A 19,983-nucleotide genomic window follows, 5' to 3' on the forward strand; every position below is an offset into this window, starting at 1 on the left:
CTGCGCTAATCGCGGCGAGCGGATATTGATTTAGCGCAACTTTTTATCGGTAAAATATCAATCTATTACACGCCGACCAGATAAAGCTGAACATTCGATTGAGCAGCAAGCGGATGGTCAAAAATGTGCAGATACAGAAACCAGGCTTTCAATATATCCTGCTGGCTGAGCGCGTTAAGTTGATCAATGTGTACGTCACACAGCAGGCCAAACAGCATCTCTGGGTCATGCATGATCAAACGAATCATCAACTGTTCGCTGGCAAACAGATGTCTAAAGAAAGCCGCGTGCTGCTTCTTATCGACTAGCTCAAATTCACGCTGTTGCATAAATTTTTCAACATCCGTTGACTGATAAAATACGCGCTCCTGCTCTTGCCAGGTATCAACCTCATTGATCATAACGGTCCTGATTCGCGTCTGTAATCGGAGCAAAAATGCCGAGTCTGTGAGTTCAGCAAGTGCATAGGGGCTGGAAAGTCTATGCTTTACCCGTGTTGAAAATTCCAGCGCGGTTTTAGGCGATCCGGCTACGCCCGCCGGATGAGTTTGCGAATGCGTGCCGCGTTCTGGCCCGGCGTTTACCTGCAGCAAATCATCGTTTTGCTCAATGCTCAGCGGTTGTGCGGCGGCGAAGCGTTTTTCCGCCATGTCGCTCGACCCTGCGCTGAAATCTTTCAAACCGGCTGAAAGTATCAGTTGCACTGGCCAGGCATTGTTAATAGACATTAACGGCAGGTCCTGCATCGATACTGCGGGGCGTAACAGGTGAAGACTTTCTGAAAAATGAGCATTTTTCCAATAGGCTAACGAGTTCTCAAGAGCTGACTGCCACACCACTAAATGCTGACACACTCCGTGGTTGTGCCGAGTATTTTCGGGAAGTGTGAGTAGGCGATTAATCAGCTCGTTATCTTCTGGCACACCGCTCGCCAATAGCTTTAACGTATCTAATGCCTGCTGCCAGTCCACTTGAAGCGCTTCTGTATGCTCTTCATCATCTAGATATTGCCAGGCAGAGTTAAAATCGTCAGTGGTGGAGTGAGGCTGCTCACCATAGTGGCTGAAAAAATAATTTTCAGCCTGTCGATGCTGCTCTAAAAGTCGTCGTGGCAATAACGGGGGCAGGGCCGAGTGTCGAGAAGGGGGGATGGCCGTAAGAGATTGTAAGACACTGATTGAGCGCCTGATGTAGCCTTTCGCCAATACAATCCAGTTCAGAAGGTTTTGATACTGCTCACCCTGATGATGATCCTTTTCTATGATTATCACCATTTGTTCAAACACTAATTGCTTAAGCTTCAAAACGCTGGCGGCGGCAGAACTTTCTTCAGGGTGGTAAAGATTAGCCTCACGCCAGTTAAAAATATTCCACAAACTGGCTTCAACGTGCAGCACGTTCTGTGTTTGAGCCTCTACGACGGCATAAAATTCCTGTCCCATTCCCCTAAAATGCTGGCGAAGATGCGCTAGCTCAAACTCTGCCGAATCGCTTAGCTCAAAGCGATAGGGTAGCAGACTGTCTGAGCCGATCATCGTTTGAGTATTATTGTTCAGGCGCGCCTGCCAGTGCCTTAACGGCGTCTGGCTAGTCTCCAGTGATAAATTATCCAGCGAGTTGTGCAGCAGCAGCGGAAAAAACTGGGGTTGTGCGAGTGCCTGCTGCCTAACGATAAAGTTAACGACAGTGATATCAAATCCCTGTGCCGGTGACAGGGTGCCAGAAGCGATGACATCCTGTGGCCAGTCTGCAGGAACCGTGGGTGAAATTTGCAAAATCCCTTGTGCGTCCATCACCCGATAGCCGACCCGTTTAAAATTATCTTCGGCAAAAATAAAAACTACACTCCCGTCGTTTCTTTGCAAAACGCGAGGTGAAGGCACCATTTTATTACTCACATCCCGCGGCCTAATCTGTTGCAGATAAGAGCTGACAGAAAAATTCCCTGCAGCAATAAAACGTTTGGCCTGAGTGCCTGAAATAAGACGCCATGCATTACGCGCCAGCCATTTCCATTGACTCATTTCAACTGCAGCGGCAGGTAAACGTATTTTTAGAGAAAAATGCTGGTCCGACGAAACGTGGCGATCGTGTGGCTGAAAATCCAGACGACACTCCCCCTCTGGCGTGCTATGTAGCGTCATTGGCAGGGTTTTGTTTTGAGTTCCGGGGCAAAAATAGACGTGAGTCGTGGGCGCAGACGCTTCAGTAAAAACGCCCGGCAGAGACGGGTGTTTAACGGCCCTGGCCGGTAAAAGGAGGGCGTCCATCTTCACACAGTGTAGTTGCCAAGCCAGCGCAATAGAGCGGTCAAAAAAGTCATTCAGGGATATTTTACCCTGCTGGAGAATATGCAATTCTTGCTCAAGTCCATTAAAGTTATCCAGGGCTTGCCAGATTGACTCATAGGCTGGACTGTCCGGCAGTGGATAAAATTTCTCACGATTGTCGGCCATGCTGGCAAACAGAACACGACGATCGGCCACCTGCCAGCCGAGATAGCCAAAATGGGTCAGTGGGTCCCACCAAAAACCGATGAAGCCTGTTACTGGCAAATCCAGCAATGAGACTCCACCCGCCGCTGGCAACGTTTCGCGCAAAAGAGTGGCAATTTCAGGCCACTGAGTCTCATTTCCCATCACTCGACTGACAGCTTGATTGAATGCGACGACTGATTGAGCCGCCGGGCGCTGCTGCCATTGCACAACATCAGGATGTTCGGACAGACTCGCCAAATGTTGTGACTGCCGGGAAATTTGCAAATATTGGGCGTCATCACTGAGAGCGAAGAAGAAAAATCGCTGCGCCAGCCAGTCCTCAAATTGACGCTTTTGCTCAGCAAAATCTGCCTCATTGATAGACCGGGTAAGCGTGGATAATTTATCGTCAACCTCTGTCTGAAGCAGATCAAAAAGCGGCATGGAGAGGCTGCCGTTATTAATTTGGGTGGCGTGCGCGGAGAGGTATAGGGTTAAGGTGAGCGGTTGAAGAAAATGGCGTTCAACATCAGCCATGCCAAAACAGAGTCGTGACAGGGTGAGATTATCTGTATGAGTTGGCATTTGTCTAAAAATCAGCGGTACGAACTGAGGATTTCCCAGCGGCAGAAGCAAACTCTTGCCACTTTCAGGCAGTCTGAAGGCGATCGCTGCCGTTTTGCCCCTTTGCCCATTGCCACTCGCTTCCTGATACCAGGTAACCTCTATCCCTTTTTGCGAGGCTGCCAGAATAAAATCATTGAGCTGGACGGGCGGCAGTATTGAAAATGCCGTAGTGAGCAATTGGCGCTGCGCCTGCAGGTTGTTTTTCAGTAAGTCTTTCAATTGCTGCCACTGTGGCTCCCCTTTGGGAGTAAAAAGCAGTTGACTGAGGCTGTTAACCAGACGCTGATTTACCCTCACGCACGCCAAGAGAGGAATTTGCATCTCTGCTACATTTTGCACGCTTGCCGCCAGGGTTTGCAGCGCACTTGCCGAATAGTGATGGGTGGTGTCGATAGTATGGGACGGATTTAATAAGGCGATTTGCTGAATCGCGAGGGAATTAGCCGGGATAATGCCTGCGTCCTGCAGCGCGTTACGCGAAAGTTGCAGCAAAACTTCGGGATAAGCTGCGGTAATTCCTAAGCGCTGGGCAATGATGGCACCCAGACATAGCCATTGAGAAGAGAGACTTAGCAACGGCGCTTCACTTAACAGCGGCTCAACGGCAGCCAGCAGGGGCGCGAAAGAGAGCAAATGATTAACTACGGCCGCAGTCAATCTGCTTAAAGCGTGATGATTTTTCTCGCTTTTGTCTTTCATTTTGAACGAATAAAGGGTGACAATATCTTTTATTTGCCCCTTCACAAAATTCACATTAAACAGTTCGCTGAGCCGCGGTGAGTCCAGAGAGAACGATGTCTGCAGGTGATTAAAAATAAAGTCAAATAGCGGTAAACTTGCAGGATGGGCCTGCTGTAGTGCATGACACAACAGTTGCAACAGCATACTTTTATCAATTTTTATCTTTTCTGGAACGAGGTGTTGCAGAGCGATTAATTGATAGTCGATGATGCTGCCATTCTCATCAATCAGGTTGTTAATTAATATCGCCACGTCCAACAAAGGTGTTTGCTGGGGCACTGTTGCCAGGTCGAACCATGCAGCGTAGAGCCTTTCATGCAAGGGGGCCGAGGATGATGCCGCGAAGTATTGAAGCAAGGGCTTTATTTCTGAGAAATTAAGGGTATCTTCCTCGATGCAAGCCAATGGATAGAGTAGGCGAGAGGGAGGAGTTTGGCGTTTCACTCGCTGAGAGGCGCTATACATAAAATCGTTATTTAAAAAAGTAAACCAATAGCCATTATCCTGCTGATAAACATGGCAAAAAAGTAATTCTTGATGCAGGTGACAGCTTTCAATCATGGCAGCTGTTACATCTTCAATAAATTGCGCATTGACCACGTCGTCCATCACTATTTTTTCTGGCAGAATAATGCGTCTTTTTTGCCACGCGTTGCTGAGTTTTTGAGTCACATTGAGTAAAAAGGCTTGCAGGTTTTGATAATGCATATCTGCAAACAGCCGCGGCTGTAGCGCAGCCATCCAGGCATTTTGTGCCGGGGGTAAACTCCATTCTTCACAAGGAAATGTAGCTAATGCTTTGGCGGTATATTCAATACGGGCAAAAGACGCATAAACCGTAGCGATCATATCAGTAACTTGAAGATAATTTTGGGTATAGCTTGCGTGTGTTGGCATCCGTTCTGCGCCGTAGAGGCTATGATTTCTTATCCCTTCATTAAATATCTCTATAGTTGGACTGAAAAGCGTGATGTAGGCAGGTTTATTTTCGGTTATTTGTTTAATGTAAAACGAGACTTTTTTAATTACCGCGATATGAAACTGTTGCTGTAAAAGAGAACGATGAAGACCAAAAATTGTGAATTTATCCAGCTCATAAGATAAAAATTTCTCAATTCTAGCAACATGTTGCCCATTATGATCTCGATGACTGTATTGCGAATAATGTAATAAACTTGAGCTTTTCGTCATCAGAATATGATGAACCATAAAAATATAAGTTGATTCTACCGCTTGAATATTATCGCGTAAGGCGAATTTAATTAGACTTATACTCTGATCAATAAGTGCGTTTTGCTCAGCCGTTAATAGGGTGTCTTTAAGCATGGCGCGAGGGTTTGCGATTCGATTTTTATAATATTTAAGAAGTACCGCTTCACTAAGGGGTTTTCCATTGTTTTCTGGCGTAATACCATTCTCGGTAAAGTAAAATTCACCTTGAGATAAAATTTGATGAGTGTAGCTTCGTATGGGGACCGTGAGGGATATGAAGCAAAACATTGATAGCCGATCGTAATTTTCAGCCACCAACCAACCTTCTTTTTCAGCTTTGGAAATAATGGCTGTGGGAGAGGCCCTTTGCAATGCTTTGAAAAATAGCTTTCGATACAGCACAGGATCCTGATTTTTCACATCAAATATATTATGGATAACGTTATAGGCTTTGTTATTCTCCACGTTGCAGGTAACATTATCAAACCCAGAGAGCGAATTTTTTTGTTTCGGTTTTATTGTCGTCCCGCTTCGCGTAGCATACGGCGACGAAGTGTTTTCGATTTTATTGTGAAGGTATAATTTCTTTACGCTCATTTTTGCCATATTAAAACCCCATGGTCTGAAAAACGAAAGCATATTATTTTCAGGCCGTAGCGTAAGATAAGGGAAAGCAACAAAAATAGGCGTTGAGAGTAAACTGGCAGCGGAGGATTTTATTTTACCTCGCAGGTCACTTATTTGTGTAGTAAGTAATTCTAGCTGTTTTTCCTGTGCAATGAGTTGTTCAGTAAACTCGGGTGGATATCGCATGTGGCTTGAGTGTGGCTGTGTATAAGCCGCATTTAAGTTTTTCCTGAATAAAACCAGTTCGCTTTTTTTTAACCATGACTTTAGATGATGTTGTCGATAAGACTGGATAAGTGTCGTCATTGAATTTCTAATATTGTATCCTAGATAGAAATCAGCGGCGCAAATGGCAGCCTGAAACAGTGGCAGACCCATTGAGGGAGGGGTAATGTCCTCTTGGGTTGAAAATATATCCCGATAAAGTTCATAGCAGCTATAAAATGGGAGTGTTTCAATAAGTTGTTTTAAACTACCTTTAACATTGCTGCGTTCCGCATCAGTGAAGTGGGCGACATGATTTCTTTTTTGTATATAAGTAAGCAACTCTTTTCTGTCGCGAATGAGTTCTTTTTTTAATGCAATGACAGAGCTTATATTATTTTCAGTAAGCAGATTTTCTTCAAATTTCACAATGATATCAATAGGGTTTTTAAAATCCTTACAGAGTCTATTTTTGTAAAACTGGTAGCGTTCAGAGAAATAATCCCAGGTTTTATCCCATGAACTGTACAACGTTGTTGTCGGTTGTTGAGCCTCTTTACAGGGTTCAAAAAACGTTTGGTCATCATGGAAAATATAATTCTCATCCAGAGTTTTATAGGATAATCGAATAATGTCTTTTGTTTGATTTATCGGCAGCCTGAAAATGGGGAGTTGTCGTTGATGATTACGGCTTGCTTCGATATTTATGGCGTAGTAGCGTCTCTCATCTGTATGGTTATTATAGACAAAGAAAACCTTGCCCATCTGCTGATAAGGTCGAGTATTATAGGTAATCTTTTTAAGGACTGGAGGATGAATCTTCAACCCTTTTGGCATTAGCATGTAGCGTAGTAATTTAAAACGCTTGACCTCTACACCGACCGAGTAAAAAAGACTGTGGGGATTGTTGAAAAATGTAAGCTCCTCCTCGGTAAGCAGGGCGATAGCTCTGGAAATCACGTCATTATATAACTCACAGGCGCTGGCGATCATCTGTTTATTCGCATTGTCATACATTAAATTTAAAGTGGTAAGTTTGCTGTGGGGCTTAAGTGTAAAGCTTTTTTGAATGGCGTTGTCGGTATGAAGGTAGTGGCGTAACGTTATCGGAATTTTTTCTGGCAATAAATTAAATACCACCGTTAATCCATCTTCAAAACTACGAATGACATCACGAAAGCTTTTACATTTCCTCAGTATTCTAATATTTCTATCGTATGTGCCCTGGTTATTGACTATTAATGCATGGGTGTCGAAATTTTGCGGTAAAAATATATCAATGTCGGAGTATTCTGATTGTATGACATCATCGAGTGTTATCGCAGGTAGGCTTTCAAGTTTGAGATCGTATTCGTGATATTCGTAAAAATCTTTATTAATTTTTTTGTGAATGGCTTCCAGAGAAGCTTCTTTGTCAGAGACAGGACTAAGATGTGGATAGCAATTAAATCTCGATATAATAAATTCATCTATACGACCTTCGATGAGTGCCTGGCTGAAATCTTTATTCTGTATAGGGGAGTCCTTGGCGAGTTTTTTTTCAACGAAATTCATGCAATAGTATAAATTTTTAGAGTGTAAAAGTTCATCTTCTTTCCCATTTCTTTCAAGCAACAGCGCTTCAGGAACAATTTGAGAAAGTATAAAATTTGTGATTTTGATAAGCTTTGATGTATCGGCAATCCCTAATTCGATATAATATCTGGCCACGGAAATACGCAAGGTTTGCAGTGTCTTTTTTATCGTGGTCCCTGTTAATCCCTCTGAATTGTTTAGCCAGATTTCCTTGGCTTCAATACCGACACGATATATCAGACGATTAATACTCCAGACTTGTTGAGAGATGCCTGGTCCCAGAAGTATCGACAGAGTATCCAGCAAGTGCTGGTTCATTTTATGACTATCGACACTGGTAAATTCCGTGATATTTCCGACATAAAGGAATCGTTCAGCCTGAGCGAATTGAAGATCACCCTTGTCATCAAACAGAGTATTGAAGAGTTGAATTGCCAGCGGAGCTCCCGTTTTGTCAGAGCCAAGGAAATTTTTAGTGGTATTTAACGCTCGCAAACAAATATTTGTAGGCATATTTACAGCGACACTTTTCTCAGCCTGACGCGGAAGGCGCGAAGTTGCTAACTCATCTTCGGTAGACGGCTGCCAACCCACTTTAGCCAAGTAGGTTAAGGTGGTGAGTAATGCGGCCCCTCCAAAGAGGCTAACTTTGACTCCCCGCCAGTCTTTACTGACAGAGGTTGCCGCTAATGCGGCAGAGCCAATCAATAACGGGGAAGACGCGGCGAGTTCACTCATCGAATTCATGGGCGTCTCTGACGTTGAGTGGCTAACTGCAGGCATATTTCGCTTTCCCAGCCACGGCGTGAGTTCCCCCAATAACATCTTTTTTTCAATATTCTGATAATGTAGATAATGAGATTCTGCACTCAAAGTGGCACGCAGCCTCGGCGTAATAGCATGGTTCACGGCTCTCTCAAGCGCTTTTTCAGCTCTCGACTCACTGAAAGGACTACTGTGATGACGTAGAAACCAGTTCTTCAACCAAACCTGTTTGTTTTGAGCGTAATGCTCACTGACTTCTGACAGTGAGCAGATGCTTTGTATTATTTTTATCCCGTGCGTAAGGGTGTTCGGTTTAACTGAGTTCTCGAGCAGAAGGCCGGAGAGACGCAACGCGGTATACCCACCCAGCATCAACGTCATGCCCATTGTCACAGTTTCAACCAGGTCACTGCATGTTAAAAGCTGCTTAATCGGGATAATAACCTGAAGATGCAGGCTCACCAGTAATTCCGGTTGTTGCAAATTTTCACAGGCGCAGATTTTAAGGCCGGTAAAGGCCAAAGTGTTCAGCGTAGCAATAACGCGTTGCGTCAACGATACGTTGTTGGCCTCAAGCCAGGTCAGAAGCAGCGGGGGAAGACTGGTAAGAGTCACCGCCAGGGTCGTCGCGCCCACGGCTTTATAAACGAGAGCACTCAATAACGTCAGGCTGCCCGTTATTCCGGCCTGATAGACAATATCAGCGCCTCGTTGCCCACAAAATAGCGCGGCGGCCAGCAGCTTACTCAATTCAGGATGAATCGTATGCAGTAGGTTGTTGGCAGCCTCTGTCCGACTCAGTTGCTGTAACTGATAGCCTATAGCCTGCTTAATTGATTGCCCAAGGGTATGTAAAACCGAGCTGGATAACAAAGGGGCGTGCGGCTCAATGGGGCGAGGGCTCCAGGGCTGCGAATCGCAAGCGTCGTAATAATCCTCCTCCTCATTATAAAGAGAGGCGACTTCAATGTTTTGATTGGCAATTTTTTCAACGCTGTCAACGAAAGAGGTTGATGAGATAGCAGGGCTTGGGTGTGAAGTATGGCCACTGGCGACGACCGTCATCTGGCGCACATTGTTTTCTATAATCATTTATTGACTTATAACCCATAGATTTATCAAAGAATTTACTTTAGCAAACTAAGTGTTAATGCTTTTGCAGATACCGCGCATCCCCTCCCAGGCCTTACTCTTTTCATCCATAAAGATATCTAGACATCCATACGTTCGTTTTGTAGAGTGTCCAATATTAAACAAATCCTAACGGCTTAGGGTAATACTGCTAAAAATGAATAATAACATTGTGATACTGGATGGCGGCATGGGCCGTGAACTTGCCCGAATGGGTGCACCGTTTCGTCAGCCAGAGTGGTCTGCACTAGCATTGATGGAGGCGCCGCACTTTGTTCGGCAGGCGCACGATGCCTTTATTGCTGCCGGTTCGCAGGTTATTAGCACCAACAGCTATGCCGTCGTGCCGTTTCACGTCAGCGACGAGGTGTTTGCACAACGCGGTGCACAACTCATTGCCCTGTCAGGGAAACTGGCGCGAGAAGCCGCGGACGCCGCCCCCTCAGCGGTTAAGGTTGCAGGTTCACTGCCACCGGTGCTCGGCTCCTATCGTCCAGACCTGTTTGAACCCGTTAAGGCGCGTGGACTTCTCGACGTGCTGGTGGCTCAACTCAGTCCACACGTTGATTATTGGTTGGCGGAAACGCAAAGCTCGGTGGCGGAAGTTGAGCTAGTGCGTGAAGCATTGGGCGACGACAAACGTCCGCTGTGGCTGTCGTTTACACTTGAAGACAGCCTGAACGAGCAGGGCGCTGCACTGTTGCGTTCTGGTGAATCGATTACAGACGCGGTGAACGCGGTGTTGCGATTAGACGCCAAAGCGGTGTTGTTCAACTGCAGCCGCCCAGAAGTCATGGCCAGTGCGGTGCAAGAGGCGAGCCGCGTGGCGAAACACCACCAGGCTCACCTCGAAATTGGCGTCTATGCCAACGCCTTTGAGCCATCTGATAACAAACGCGGGGCCAACGAAGGTCTGAGCGAGATGCGTAAAGATACTGACCCACAGGGCTATTTGAGCTTTGCTGAAGAGTGGGTAACCGCGGGTGCCACGATGGTTGGCGGCTGCTGCGGTATAGGCCCTGAGCACATTGCGGCACTGGCTCAGGCGCTTGGCGCAAAACAATAATATCCAAAAAGTATTTTTGTCTTTTCACTGGCAGTTTTAAGGCATTTTTGAAACAGCGGAATAGAGAGGGTCACTCCTCGCTAAGGGAAACATTCATGATAGATCGTCGTTCGTTTATCAAAAGCGCAGGAGCAATCTCTGTTGCTGCGGCAACGGGCTCACTGTGGCCGTTTTCAAACGCCTTTGCAGAGCAAGCTGCTGTGCCTAAAAAAGGCGGTCATCTGGTTGTCGGCGTTGATAATGCCTCCAGCACTGACCGCCTTGATCCGGCATTCTGGTTTGAAACCTATATGTATTTTGTCGGCTCGCAGATTTTTAACAGCTTGGTCGAAATTGATGAGAAGGCCGCGCTGGCGCCTTCGTTGGCCGAGTCCTGGTCATCCGCCGATAACAGTAAAACCTGGGTGTTGAAAATTCGTCAGGGCGTACAGTTTCACGACGGACGCGCACTGGGTGCGAAAGACGTGGTTTATTCGCTCAACCACCACCGCGGTGAAAAGTCGACCTCGCCCGTTAAAGGCTATCTCGAGCCAGTTGAGTCAATTACGGCTAGCGGAGACCATGAAGTCACCATTAAGCTGAACTCGCCAGACGTTGAATTCGTCTGGCTATTGAGTGCAGTGCACTTTGTCATCACCGCCGAAAATGAAAGTTTTGATAAAGGCATCGGCACCGGTGCGTTTATTCTTGAGAAGTTCCAGCCGGGCGTAACCACTCTGACCAAGCGCAATCCAAACCACTGGAACAGTGCGCGCGGGCACGTTGATTCGGTTGAAACGCTGGCCATGAACGATTCAACCGCACGCGTTGCAGCATTGGTCAGTGGTTCGGCGCAGCTGATTAACCGCGTTAATCCGCGTATCGTAGGCCGCATTCAGCACATGCCAAACATTCAACTGGTACGTGCGAAAGACAGCGCGATTTACACCTTCCCCGGCCTGTCTAATATTGCGCCTTTCGACAATGTTGATGGCCGTTTGGCACTGAAATACGCCATTGACCGCAAGCAGATTATTGATACCGTGCTCGGCGGCTTTGCCAGCGTGGCCAATGATAATCCCTTCTTCCCGTCGAATCGTTATTTCGCCGCCGACATTCCACAGCGCCCCTATGACCCGGATCAGGCGCGTTTCCATTGGAAAAAATCAGGCTTTAGCGGTCCATTAACGCTTTCAGTCGCCGATGCAGGCTTTCCCGGATCGGTCGATGCGGCGCAGCTGTATCAACAGTCGGCGGCGAAGGCCGGTATCGATATCAAGGTGGATCACGTGCCGGACGATGCCTTCTGGAATGATACCTGGCAGAAGAAAGTGTTCGTTTCTTCCAACTGGGCTAGCCGCCCAACCGCCGACGCCATGCTGTCGCTGGTGTTCACCAGTCAGTCTTCGTGGAACGAGTCTGCCTGGCACGTGCCAGCCTTTGACGCAATGGTGAAAGCTGCTCGCGGCGAGGCAGACGAAGCCAGACGCAAGCAAATTTATCATGATATTCAGGTGATGCTGGTGGACCAGGGCAGTGAAGTTATCCCGCTTTACGCCGATGCGCTGGACGGCTGCTCGACTAAGATTAAAGGCTTTACCTCTATTCCCGGCATGCCATTAAGCGGCAACCGTGCGGCAGAGAAAGTCTGGATTGAAAGCTAATACGCGGGATAGAGAGTAGGTAAAAGTCATGTCGGAACTTTCTGCGCAACGGCCTTCGGGCCGTTCATCTTTGCTGCGCTTGGTTGCACTGCGTCTATGCTACGGCTTGCTGATGGTGCTGGCCGTGTCGGTGCTGATATTTATTGGCGTACAGCTGTTGCCGGGCAATGCCGCTACTGCCATTCTCGGACAAACCGCGACGCCGGATGCCATCCGCGAACTCAACCTTCAACTGGGGCTAGACAAGCCTGCCGTCGGTCGCTACCTAAGCTGGTTGGCGGGCATTCTGCACGGTGATTTTGGCATCAGTTACACCAGCCGTCAGGCCATTGCTGGACCGCTGTTTACCCGCCTCGGGAATACGCTATTTCTAGCCGGATGTACCGCGGTGATTGCCGTGCCGCTGGCGCTGGCGATAGGTTTTTTGTCAGTGCGCTATCAGGGTGGGATCATCGATACCCTACTTAACGGCGTGGCGCGCGCGGCCGTGGCGCTGCCTGAGTTCTTCTCCGGTTACCTGCTGATTCTTATCTTCGCCATTACGTTGGCATGGGCGCCGAGCAACAGCACGCTGTCTGACTCGATGTCGTTGTCGGCCAGACTTTCAGCGATTGCGCTGCCGTGCGCCACGCTGGTGCTGGCGATTGTTGGACACATGAGCAACATGACCCGCGCAGCACTCATCGCCGCTCAAAGCGCTGCCTACGTTGACACTGCGTTGCTTAAGGGATTAACGCCGGCGCGTATTCTCTGGCGTCACGTATTACCCAACGCGCTGGGGCCGATTATCAATGTGGTTGCCATCAATCTGGCCTATTTAATGGTTGGCGTGGTTATCGTTGAAAACGTATTTGTCTATCCCGGCTTGGGGCAGTATATGGTCGACAGCATCAGCAAGCGCGATATTCCTGTGATGCAGGACTGTGCGCTGCTGCTGGCGGGAATTTATATTTTGCTGAATCTTCTGGCCGACGTACTGGCGCTGGTCGCCAACCCGCGTCTACGCCACAGCCGTTAAGCGCTGCTCAAGGAATTGTTTAGATGCCCGCATTAAAACCCACGGCAATTTTAGGACTGACAGGGCTGACTCTGTTTGTACTAATTGCTCTTTTTGCTCCCTGGCTGGCGCCCTATGCGCCAGATAAAGTCATCGGTATGGCCTGGCAGGCACCGGACGCGACGCTGCGTCTCGGCACCGACAATTTGGGACGCGACCTGCTGTCGCGCATGATTTGGGGCACGCGAGTGTCACTTGGCGTGACGGCACTTGCCGCCCTGTTGGCCTTTGCTGTCGGCTGCACGCTCGGTTTTATCGCCGGTGTCAGCGGCGGCTGGCTGGATCAGACCATTTCGCGCATCAACGATATTGTGATGGCTATCCCGACGCTGATTTTTGCGCTGATCGTGTTGGCCGTATTGCCGAAAACTATTCTAACGCTGACGCTGGTGTTAGGCCTGCTGGAGTCGACTCGCGTGCTGCGGGTGGCGCGTGCGCTGGCGGTGGATATTGGCGTGATGGAGTTTGTCGACGTCGCCAGATTGCGCGGTGAAAGCCTCGTTTGGATCCTTTGGCGGGTGATTTTACCTAATGCCCTGCAAACGCTAATTGCCGAGTTTGGCCTGCGTTTTATCTTTATTTTGCTGTTCCTCTCAGCGCTCTCTTTCCTCGGGCTGGGTATTCAGCCGCCGACGGCAGACTGGGGCGGATTGGCGCGTGATAACAAAGACGGCATTCTGTTTGGCGTCTGGGCCGCGCTGGTTCCTGGTGGTGCAATTGCAGTCCTGGCGTTGGCGATTAACGCAGTCGCCGACTGGCTAATGAGCGGTACATCACGCTCCTGGGGAGGCCACCATGGCTGATGCTAAACAGACTCCGCTGCTGAGCGTTGAGCAGTTAGTGGTGGTGTCAGCCGATAAGGTGAAGCGTAGATTGGTCGATAATGTCTCCTTCGAGCTGCGGGCGGGAGAAGTGTTGGGCCTGATTGGCGAGTCCGGTGCCGGCAAATCGACCATCGGTTTAGCCATACTCGGACACTGTCGCGACGGTATGCGCATTGAGTCCGGCAAAATTCAGTTTAAAGATACCGACCTGAATCGTCAGTCGCCGCGACAGCTGAGGACGATTCGCGGCAGAAAAATTGCCTACGTTGCCCAGTCTGCAGGGGCAGCGTTTAATCCGGCTATTACCCTCGGTGAGCAGGTCATTGAGGCCACTCTCAAGCACCGCATTTTGCCGCGTCAGCAGGCGCAGGCCAAAGCGATTGAGCTTTTTAGCCAGTTAGGGCTGCCGGACCCGGCACAGTTTTATCAGCGTTATCCGCATCAGGTGTCTGGCGGTCAGCTCCAACGCGCGATGATTGCCATGGCGCTGTGTGCGGGTCCTGAACTGCTTATTTTTGATGAACCTACCACCGCGCTAGACGTTACGACCCAGCTCGGCGTGCTCAAGGCGATAGCTGAGGTGATTCGTATTTCCGGCGTGGCGGCGATTTACATTTCTCACGACCTGGCGGTGGTGGCACAAATCAGTGACCGCATTATGGTGTTACAGCATGGTAAAACCGTTGAGCATGCACCGACCCGTCAACTGTTGATCTCACCGGCTGAGGACTATACACGACGCCTGCTCAATGCGCAGGGCGAACATCGCGAGCCGATGCCGATGAATCAGCCTGAACTGCTGCGTATCGACAATATCAGTGCGAGATATCATCATCAGCCAGTCTTGAAAAATGTCACACTGTCACTTCCTCGCGGCAGAACGCTGGCGGTAATTGGTGAATCAGGATCGGGGAAATCAACGTTGGGCAAGGTCATTTGCGGCCTGCATGTCCCGCAAAACGGCAGCGTGAGCCTCGCTAATCAGCCGTTGGCTGCTGGTCTAAAATCCCGCACTCGGCAACAACTGCGAGATATTCAGCTTATCCATCAAATTCCTGATACCGCGCTGAATCCAAAAGAGATGATCGGCAGGCAGATTTCCCGCGTGCTGGAATGTTTTACCTCACTCAATCGTAAACAGCGTGAGGCGCGCGTGGCAGAGCTACTGGCACAGGTAGGGCTTAATAGTGAACTTGCAGCGCGTTACCCGGCTGCGCTTTCCGGCGGGCAAAAACAGCGTGTTTGCATCGCACGGGCGTTGGCCGCTGAGCCAAAACTGATTATTTGTGACGAACCCACCTCGGCGCTGGACCCGCTTGTGGCACGCGACGTGTTGGCGCTGCTGCGGCAGATTCAGGAGCAAACGGGGATATCTTACCTGTTTATCACTCACGATTTACAGGTGGTGCGCGAAGTGGCTGATGAAGTGGCCGTGCTGTTTAAAGGGGAGATAGTTCGCAACGGTTCAGTGTTTACCACACTGGCAGAACCGCTGGACAATTACACCCGCGAACTGTTGCGCTCAGTGCCAGAGATGCGCATCGGTTGGCTCCAGGAGCAGACCGCTTAGGGAACTCACAGGTAATAAAAAACGCGCCGGAACATGGCGTTTTCGGCGCGTTATTTTTTGACTTTTAAGCTGGCTTGACCGTTCTGGACCGTTATTTTATCTGTACGACATCCAGACGTTCAACAACCATATCGTCTTCAGCCTGCCAGCCCACCGGCTGTAAGGGGATATCTTCTCGGTCAAAAGCCAGGTCGCCGCCGTCAATCACTTCACCGCCGTGGTGAATCGCCTTGAAGTCGAACAAGTGGGTGTCATTCAAATGTGAAGGCACCACGTTTTGCATCGCGCTGAACATGGTTTCGATACGGCCAGGGTAGCGTTTGTCCCAGTCCTTGAGCATATCGCCAATTACCTGACGCTGCAGATTGGGCTGCGAGCCGCAAAGGTTGCAAGGAATAATCGGGTATTCACGGGCAATGGCAAAACGTTCGATGTCTTTTTCACGGCAGTAGGCCAGCGGACGAATAACGATGTGTTTACCGTCGTCGCTCATCAGCTTAGGAGGCATCCCTTTCAGCTTGCCGCCGTAGAACATGTTCAGAAACAGCGTTTGCAGGATATCATCGCGGTGGTGGCCCAGCGCAATTTTAGTACAGCCCAGCTCGGTAGCGGTACGATATAAAATTCCGCGACGCAGGCGAGAGCAGAGTGAACAGGTCGTTTTGCCTTCGGGGATCTTGTCTTTAACGATGGCGTAGGTGTTCTCTTCAACAATCTTGTACTCAACACCTTGCTTCTCAAGATATTCCGGCAGAATGTGAGCCGGGAAACCAGGCTGTTTTTGATCAAGATTGACGGCAATCAGCGAGAAGTTGACCGGCGCGCTCTGCTGTAAATTGCGCAAAATTTCCAGCATGGTGTAGCTGTCTTTGCCACCGGACAGGCAGACCATAATGCGGTCGCCTTCTTCAATCATGCCAAAGTCTGCAATGGCTTTGCCGACATCACGACGCAGACGCTTTTGCAGCTTGTTCAGGTTGACCTGATCTTTTTTGGTAATCTCTTGTTTTTCAAACATTAATTCGACGCTCAAAATCTAAAAAGGGGCACCGTTGCGGCTAGGGAGGAGTGACGCCCGCCCACAAAGTCCAGCATACAGTTGAATGGCGTGTATGTTACGGATTACGCGGGCGAAAGCCAACACGTTTTACTGGGTAAGACGGTTGTGCTTTTAACGTTTCGTTACCTTTATTATCATCACTCTAAGATTACATCTCGTTCCCCAAGATTGGCGGAATGGTTAAAAATACTGCATCGTCATGATTGATGAGAGATTCTCATCGGTGAAATGGCCAATCGGTAAAAAGGGCGGGCAATGGATCATTTTAAGAAAGCTAAAATCGTAGTGACATGTTTAGCGTTGTTCGGCACTGGCTCAGCGTTGGCGAACGAGGCTGGCCCAAATGCGTTGGCGTTTATGCAAGCCAATCAGCTGCAGCAGGTAAAGCAGTTGCTAGAGCAGGGTAAGGCGACGGAGCCAACCCAGGAGGCTTATAAAAGGCTAATTGCCTCAGCTGATTCAGCGCTTAAACAGCCTAGCCTCAGCGTGATGGATAAGGGCATGACGCCGCCAAGTGGCAGCAAGCATGACTATCTTAGTCTCAGCGCTTACTGGTGGGCAGACGCTGATAAGGCCAATGGGCTGCCGTGGGTCAGACGCGATGGTCAAGTCAATCCGGCGAGCAAAAATAATCTAAGTGATGGTGTACGACTGGCCACTTTCACCGCAAGAGTGCAGGACCTCACGCTGGCCTGGTATTTTTCCGGGCAGCAACGCTATGCTGATAAAGCCGCCAGCCTGCTGCGCGCCTGGTTTATTGACCCCACTACGCGCATGAACCCTAATCTGAACTATGCGCAGGGCGTGCCGGGAATGACATCAGGGAGGCACGACGGAGTGCTCGACGGGCGCTATTTTTCCACCCGCATCGTCGATTCATTGCTGATGCTGCGCGGTAATGCTGCATGGTCGGCTCATGACGACGAAGCCATGCACCAGTGGATGCAGCAGTATCTGCAGTGGCTGCACACCAGCCCGCTGGCGATTAAAGAGAGTAAAGCCAAGAATAACCACGGCAACTGGTATGCAACGCAGGTTGCAGGCATCGCCTGGTATCTCAACAAGCCAGACCTTATCAAAAAAATGGTGGCGCTGACTGAGAGTAAGCTTGAAACTCAGCTTAAACCTGACGGAACACAGCCGCTTGAGCTGGCGCGAACCCGTTCTTTTCACTACAGCTATTTCAATCTGCAGGCTGTCAGCCTGCTGGCAACGGTGGCAAAGGAAAACGGGCAGGACCTGTGGAATTATCACACGGCCAACGGCGGCGGGGTGCTGAAATCATTAGATTTTATGGCGCAGTTCGTTAGTGGGACAAAACCATGGCCTTACAAGAGCCTTGACCAGATTGGTGTGCGCGTGGTGCCTCTGCTTTCATGGGCGGATAATGGTACCGGACAGAACCGATATCAGCAGCAGATCCGCTCTGCTCACTATCTATTTACTGACACACAGACTAACGACGGCAAGGCAGGGAATAAAGAGACGCAACCGAAGCCTCATAAAGACGCGACACGTGGAGCAACAATTGAGGCGCAGAGAGAAACCTGGTTAACCTCGCTGCCCTTGTGGGCTGAATAATCAGTGACTAAGGGCAGCCGATAGGTTGCCCAATATATTTATTTCATCGCTGAAGTCAATGCGGCTACAGCAGCCGAGTATCGGACCAGTCCGGTGGCATGAAAACAGAAAGGACAGTCGGTGTTTCGTTTTCCATACTGACAATCGCGGCTTCGAGCTGTTTATGATGCTTTTCTTTTTGATTGGTGTGAGTTATGGCTTAATTCACGTCGACGCGCTTAATTCCGTCAACCGACATTATTGCTTCATATAATGTCTCTATTTTTTGGCGCGGAGACAGTACGACGTCCATGACCAGGTCGCATTTGGTGTCGTCATCGTCTTTTTGACTAACTTTAATATGTCCTGGCCGAATACGCATTTTTTGCAGCGCAATTAATACCAGCGGCACGCTTTGGGGTTTCAGTCGAATTTCAATCAAGTGATGATGGCCGATAAGGCGATTGCTGATTTGGCGAAACACCTCAAGAACAATTAGCGTTAAAAATGCACCGTAAACGCCAATCTCATACAAACCGCTACCAATGACTAAGCCGATAGCCGCGGTTACCCAAAGTCCGGCGGCAGTTGTTAGACCTTTGACCACCTGCTTCTGGATGATAATAGTCCCGGCGCCGAGAAAACCCATGCCGCTAACCACCTGAGCCGCCACGCGACTGGGGTCAAAACTGACGTGAGTCTGACTCAGAATATCGTCAAAACCGTATTTCGAGACAATCATAAACATCGCGCTGCCGATGCCCACCAATATGTGAGTACGGAGCCCGGCCTCTTTAGCGCGCAGTTGGCGCTCAATGCCGATGAATCCGCCAAGCACGCCTGCCAGCGCAATACGCATTAAAAAATCTGTAAGCATAGTATTTCCTCCCTTTTTATTATTCCATCGCCGACCCGCATTTTCTGTGACTTAATAAGAATTTCGGGTTAATTGCTGGGTATTTTATGAGCAGAATAAATAACAAAGAGAAAAAATCTGTTTCTGGATATAAATTTTTAAGAAAAGTGGCTATTTACTTCTTTTCAGCACTCGACGTTAGCAGAAAAGCTCGGCTATGATGACATTCGTTTAAATTATAGAAATAATCATCCGGGAGCAGGGTTGATGAGATCTGCGTTACGATTTTTACTGGCTGGCGCCACGTTGATTTTAGCTGCATGCAGCAGCAATAAAGAAACTGCAGAAGTTCCACAGCAGGGTAATAGCTTCAACATTGCCCATCGTAACCTGAACGCGGGCGGTCCTGCTGCCGCAGCCTGTTCTCTGGCCGGCGGCAGCCTTCAGCTTGCCCGTCAACTCGACGGCAGTTCGGTGGGTATGTGCCAAATGACTAACGGACGCCGATGCGCGGAGTCTGCCGTGATGAGTGGCACCTGTAGCTAAAGCGTTTAGTTCACCCACTCTTTGGCGCGATACACCAGCACGTGCGGGCCTTCGGTCAATGTTAGTTGATTTGACTGCAGGCTGACGTTAACCCCTTTTTGCAGCATCGCGCCTATCAGTTGGTCACCTTTATTAAGCAGGGGGTCGGAGCACATCATTTGCGTTGACGCCAGCTGCTTGACGGTCAACAACTCATTCTCGAGTTGGCCCTGACCCATAAAGCGATTACACATCGCGCCGGATACATGCATTTTCTCGCCAAATTCGATAGACGGTTTACCGCCGTGCTGGGCGATAACCGGCGTACCGTCGAGTGTTAACAGCTCGAAGCGATGGTGTTGCAGATCTTTTGCCGTCAATTCGGCCGACTGGGCGCTACAACCGCTGATGGCAACGGCGGCCAGCAGGGTGCCTAGCATAGTTATTTTTTTCATCTTCTCTC

At 49.1% G+C, this 19,983-nt stretch carries 11 protein-coding genes; 7 read left to right on the forward strand and 4 right to left on the reverse strand.

Going from position 1 to position 19,983, the window contains the following annotated elements:
• Nucleotides 1–65: 65 nt before the first annotated feature.
• The gene (locus GA565_RS11670; RefSeq protein ID WP_152198581.1) at nucleotides 66–9,320 is read right to left on the reverse strand and encodes a hypothetical protein; all 9,255 of its coding nucleotides are present in this window, start codon (nucleotides 9,318–9,320) and stop codon (nucleotides 66–68) included.
• 196 nt (nucleotides 9,321–9,516) lie between these two features.
• Between GA565_RS11670 and GA565_RS11675 the strand changes: the two genes are divergently transcribed.
• The 5 genes from GA565_RS11675 (at nucleotide 9,517) to GA565_RS11695 (ending at nucleotide 15,519) form a co-directional block, all read left to right on the forward strand.
• Nucleotides 9,517–10,425 (forward strand): homocysteine S-methyltransferase family protein, encoded by a 909-nt coding sequence (locus tag GA565_RS11675; RefSeq protein WP_152198582.1) that lies wholly within the window; start codon nucleotides 9,517–9,519, stop codon nucleotides 10,423–10,425.
• Between the two features lie 98 nt (nucleotides 10,426–10,523).
• Nucleotides 10,524–12,068, forward strand: a complete 1,545-nt coding sequence (locus GA565_RS11680; protein WP_193311981.1) for an ABC transporter substrate-binding protein — start codon at nucleotides 10,524–10,526, stop codon at nucleotides 12,066–12,068.
• Nucleotides 12,069–12,096: 28 nt separating this feature from the next.
• On the forward strand, nucleotides 12,097–13,086 hold the full coding sequence (locus GA565_RS11685) for an ABC transporter permease (protein ID WP_055771489.1): 990 nt from the start codon (nucleotides 12,097–12,099) through the stop codon (nucleotides 13,084–13,086).
• A gap of 23 nt (nucleotides 13,087–13,109) precedes the next feature.
• The gene (locus GA565_RS11690) at nucleotides 13,110–13,928 is read left to right on the forward strand and encodes an ABC transporter permease (protein ID WP_152198583.1); all 819 of its coding nucleotides are present in this window, start codon (nucleotides 13,110–13,112) and stop codon (nucleotides 13,926–13,928) included.
• Complete coding sequence (locus GA565_RS11695) at nucleotides 13,921–15,519, forward strand: ABC transporter ATP-binding protein (RefSeq protein WP_152198584.1); 1,599 nt, start codon at nucleotides 13,921–13,923, stop codon at nucleotides 15,517–15,519. The genes GA565_RS11690 and GA565_RS11695 overlap by 8 nt, the downstream gene beginning before the upstream one ends.
• Before the next feature lie 91 nt (nucleotides 15,520–15,610).
• Here the strand turns inward: GA565_RS11695 and ttcA are convergent, their stop codons facing one another.
• Complete coding sequence (ttcA, locus tag GA565_RS11700; RefSeq protein WP_055771497.1) at nucleotides 15,611–16,537, reverse strand: tRNA 2-thiocytidine(32) synthetase TtcA; 927 nt, start codon at nucleotides 16,535–16,537, stop codon at nucleotides 15,611–15,613.
• A gap of 297 nt (nucleotides 16,538–16,834) precedes the next feature.
• Here ttcA and GA565_RS11705 point away from each other — a divergent pair, with 297 nt between their 5' ends.
• Nucleotides 16,835–18,160, forward strand: coding sequence for an alginate lyase family protein (locus GA565_RS11705; protein ID WP_152198585.1), 1,326 nt, complete (start codon nucleotides 16,835–16,837; stop codon nucleotides 18,158–18,160).
• 199 nt (nucleotides 18,161–18,359) lie between these two features.
• On the opposite strand, the gene GA565_RS11710 is transcribed toward GA565_RS11705, so the two are convergent.
• Complete coding sequence (locus tag GA565_RS11710; RefSeq protein WP_055771503.1) at nucleotides 18,360–19,016, reverse strand: MgtC/SapB family protein; 657 nt, start codon at nucleotides 19,014–19,016, stop codon at nucleotides 18,360–18,362.
• Between the two features lie 246 nt (nucleotides 19,017–19,262).
• Between GA565_RS11710 and GA565_RS11715 the strand changes: the two genes are divergently transcribed.
• Nucleotides 19,263–19,541 (forward strand): DUF333 domain-containing protein, encoded by a 279-nt coding sequence (locus GA565_RS11715; RefSeq protein WP_055771505.1) that lies wholly within the window; start codon nucleotides 19,263–19,265, stop codon nucleotides 19,539–19,541.
• A gap of 5 nt (nucleotides 19,542–19,546) precedes the next feature.
• Here the strand turns inward: GA565_RS11715 and GA565_RS11720 are convergent, their stop codons facing one another.
• Nucleotides 19,547–19,975, reverse strand: a complete 429-nt coding sequence (locus tag GA565_RS11720; RefSeq protein ID WP_152198586.1) for an META domain-containing protein — start codon at nucleotides 19,973–19,975, stop codon at nucleotides 19,547–19,549.
• Nucleotides 19,976–19,983 lie beyond the last annotated feature (8 nt).

Origin of the sequence: Rouxiella sp. S1S-2, assembly GCF_009208105.1 — a bacterium.
In the GTDB taxonomy this organism is placed as follows: domain Bacteria; phylum Pseudomonadota; class Gammaproteobacteria; order Enterobacterales; family Enterobacteriaceae; genus Rouxiella.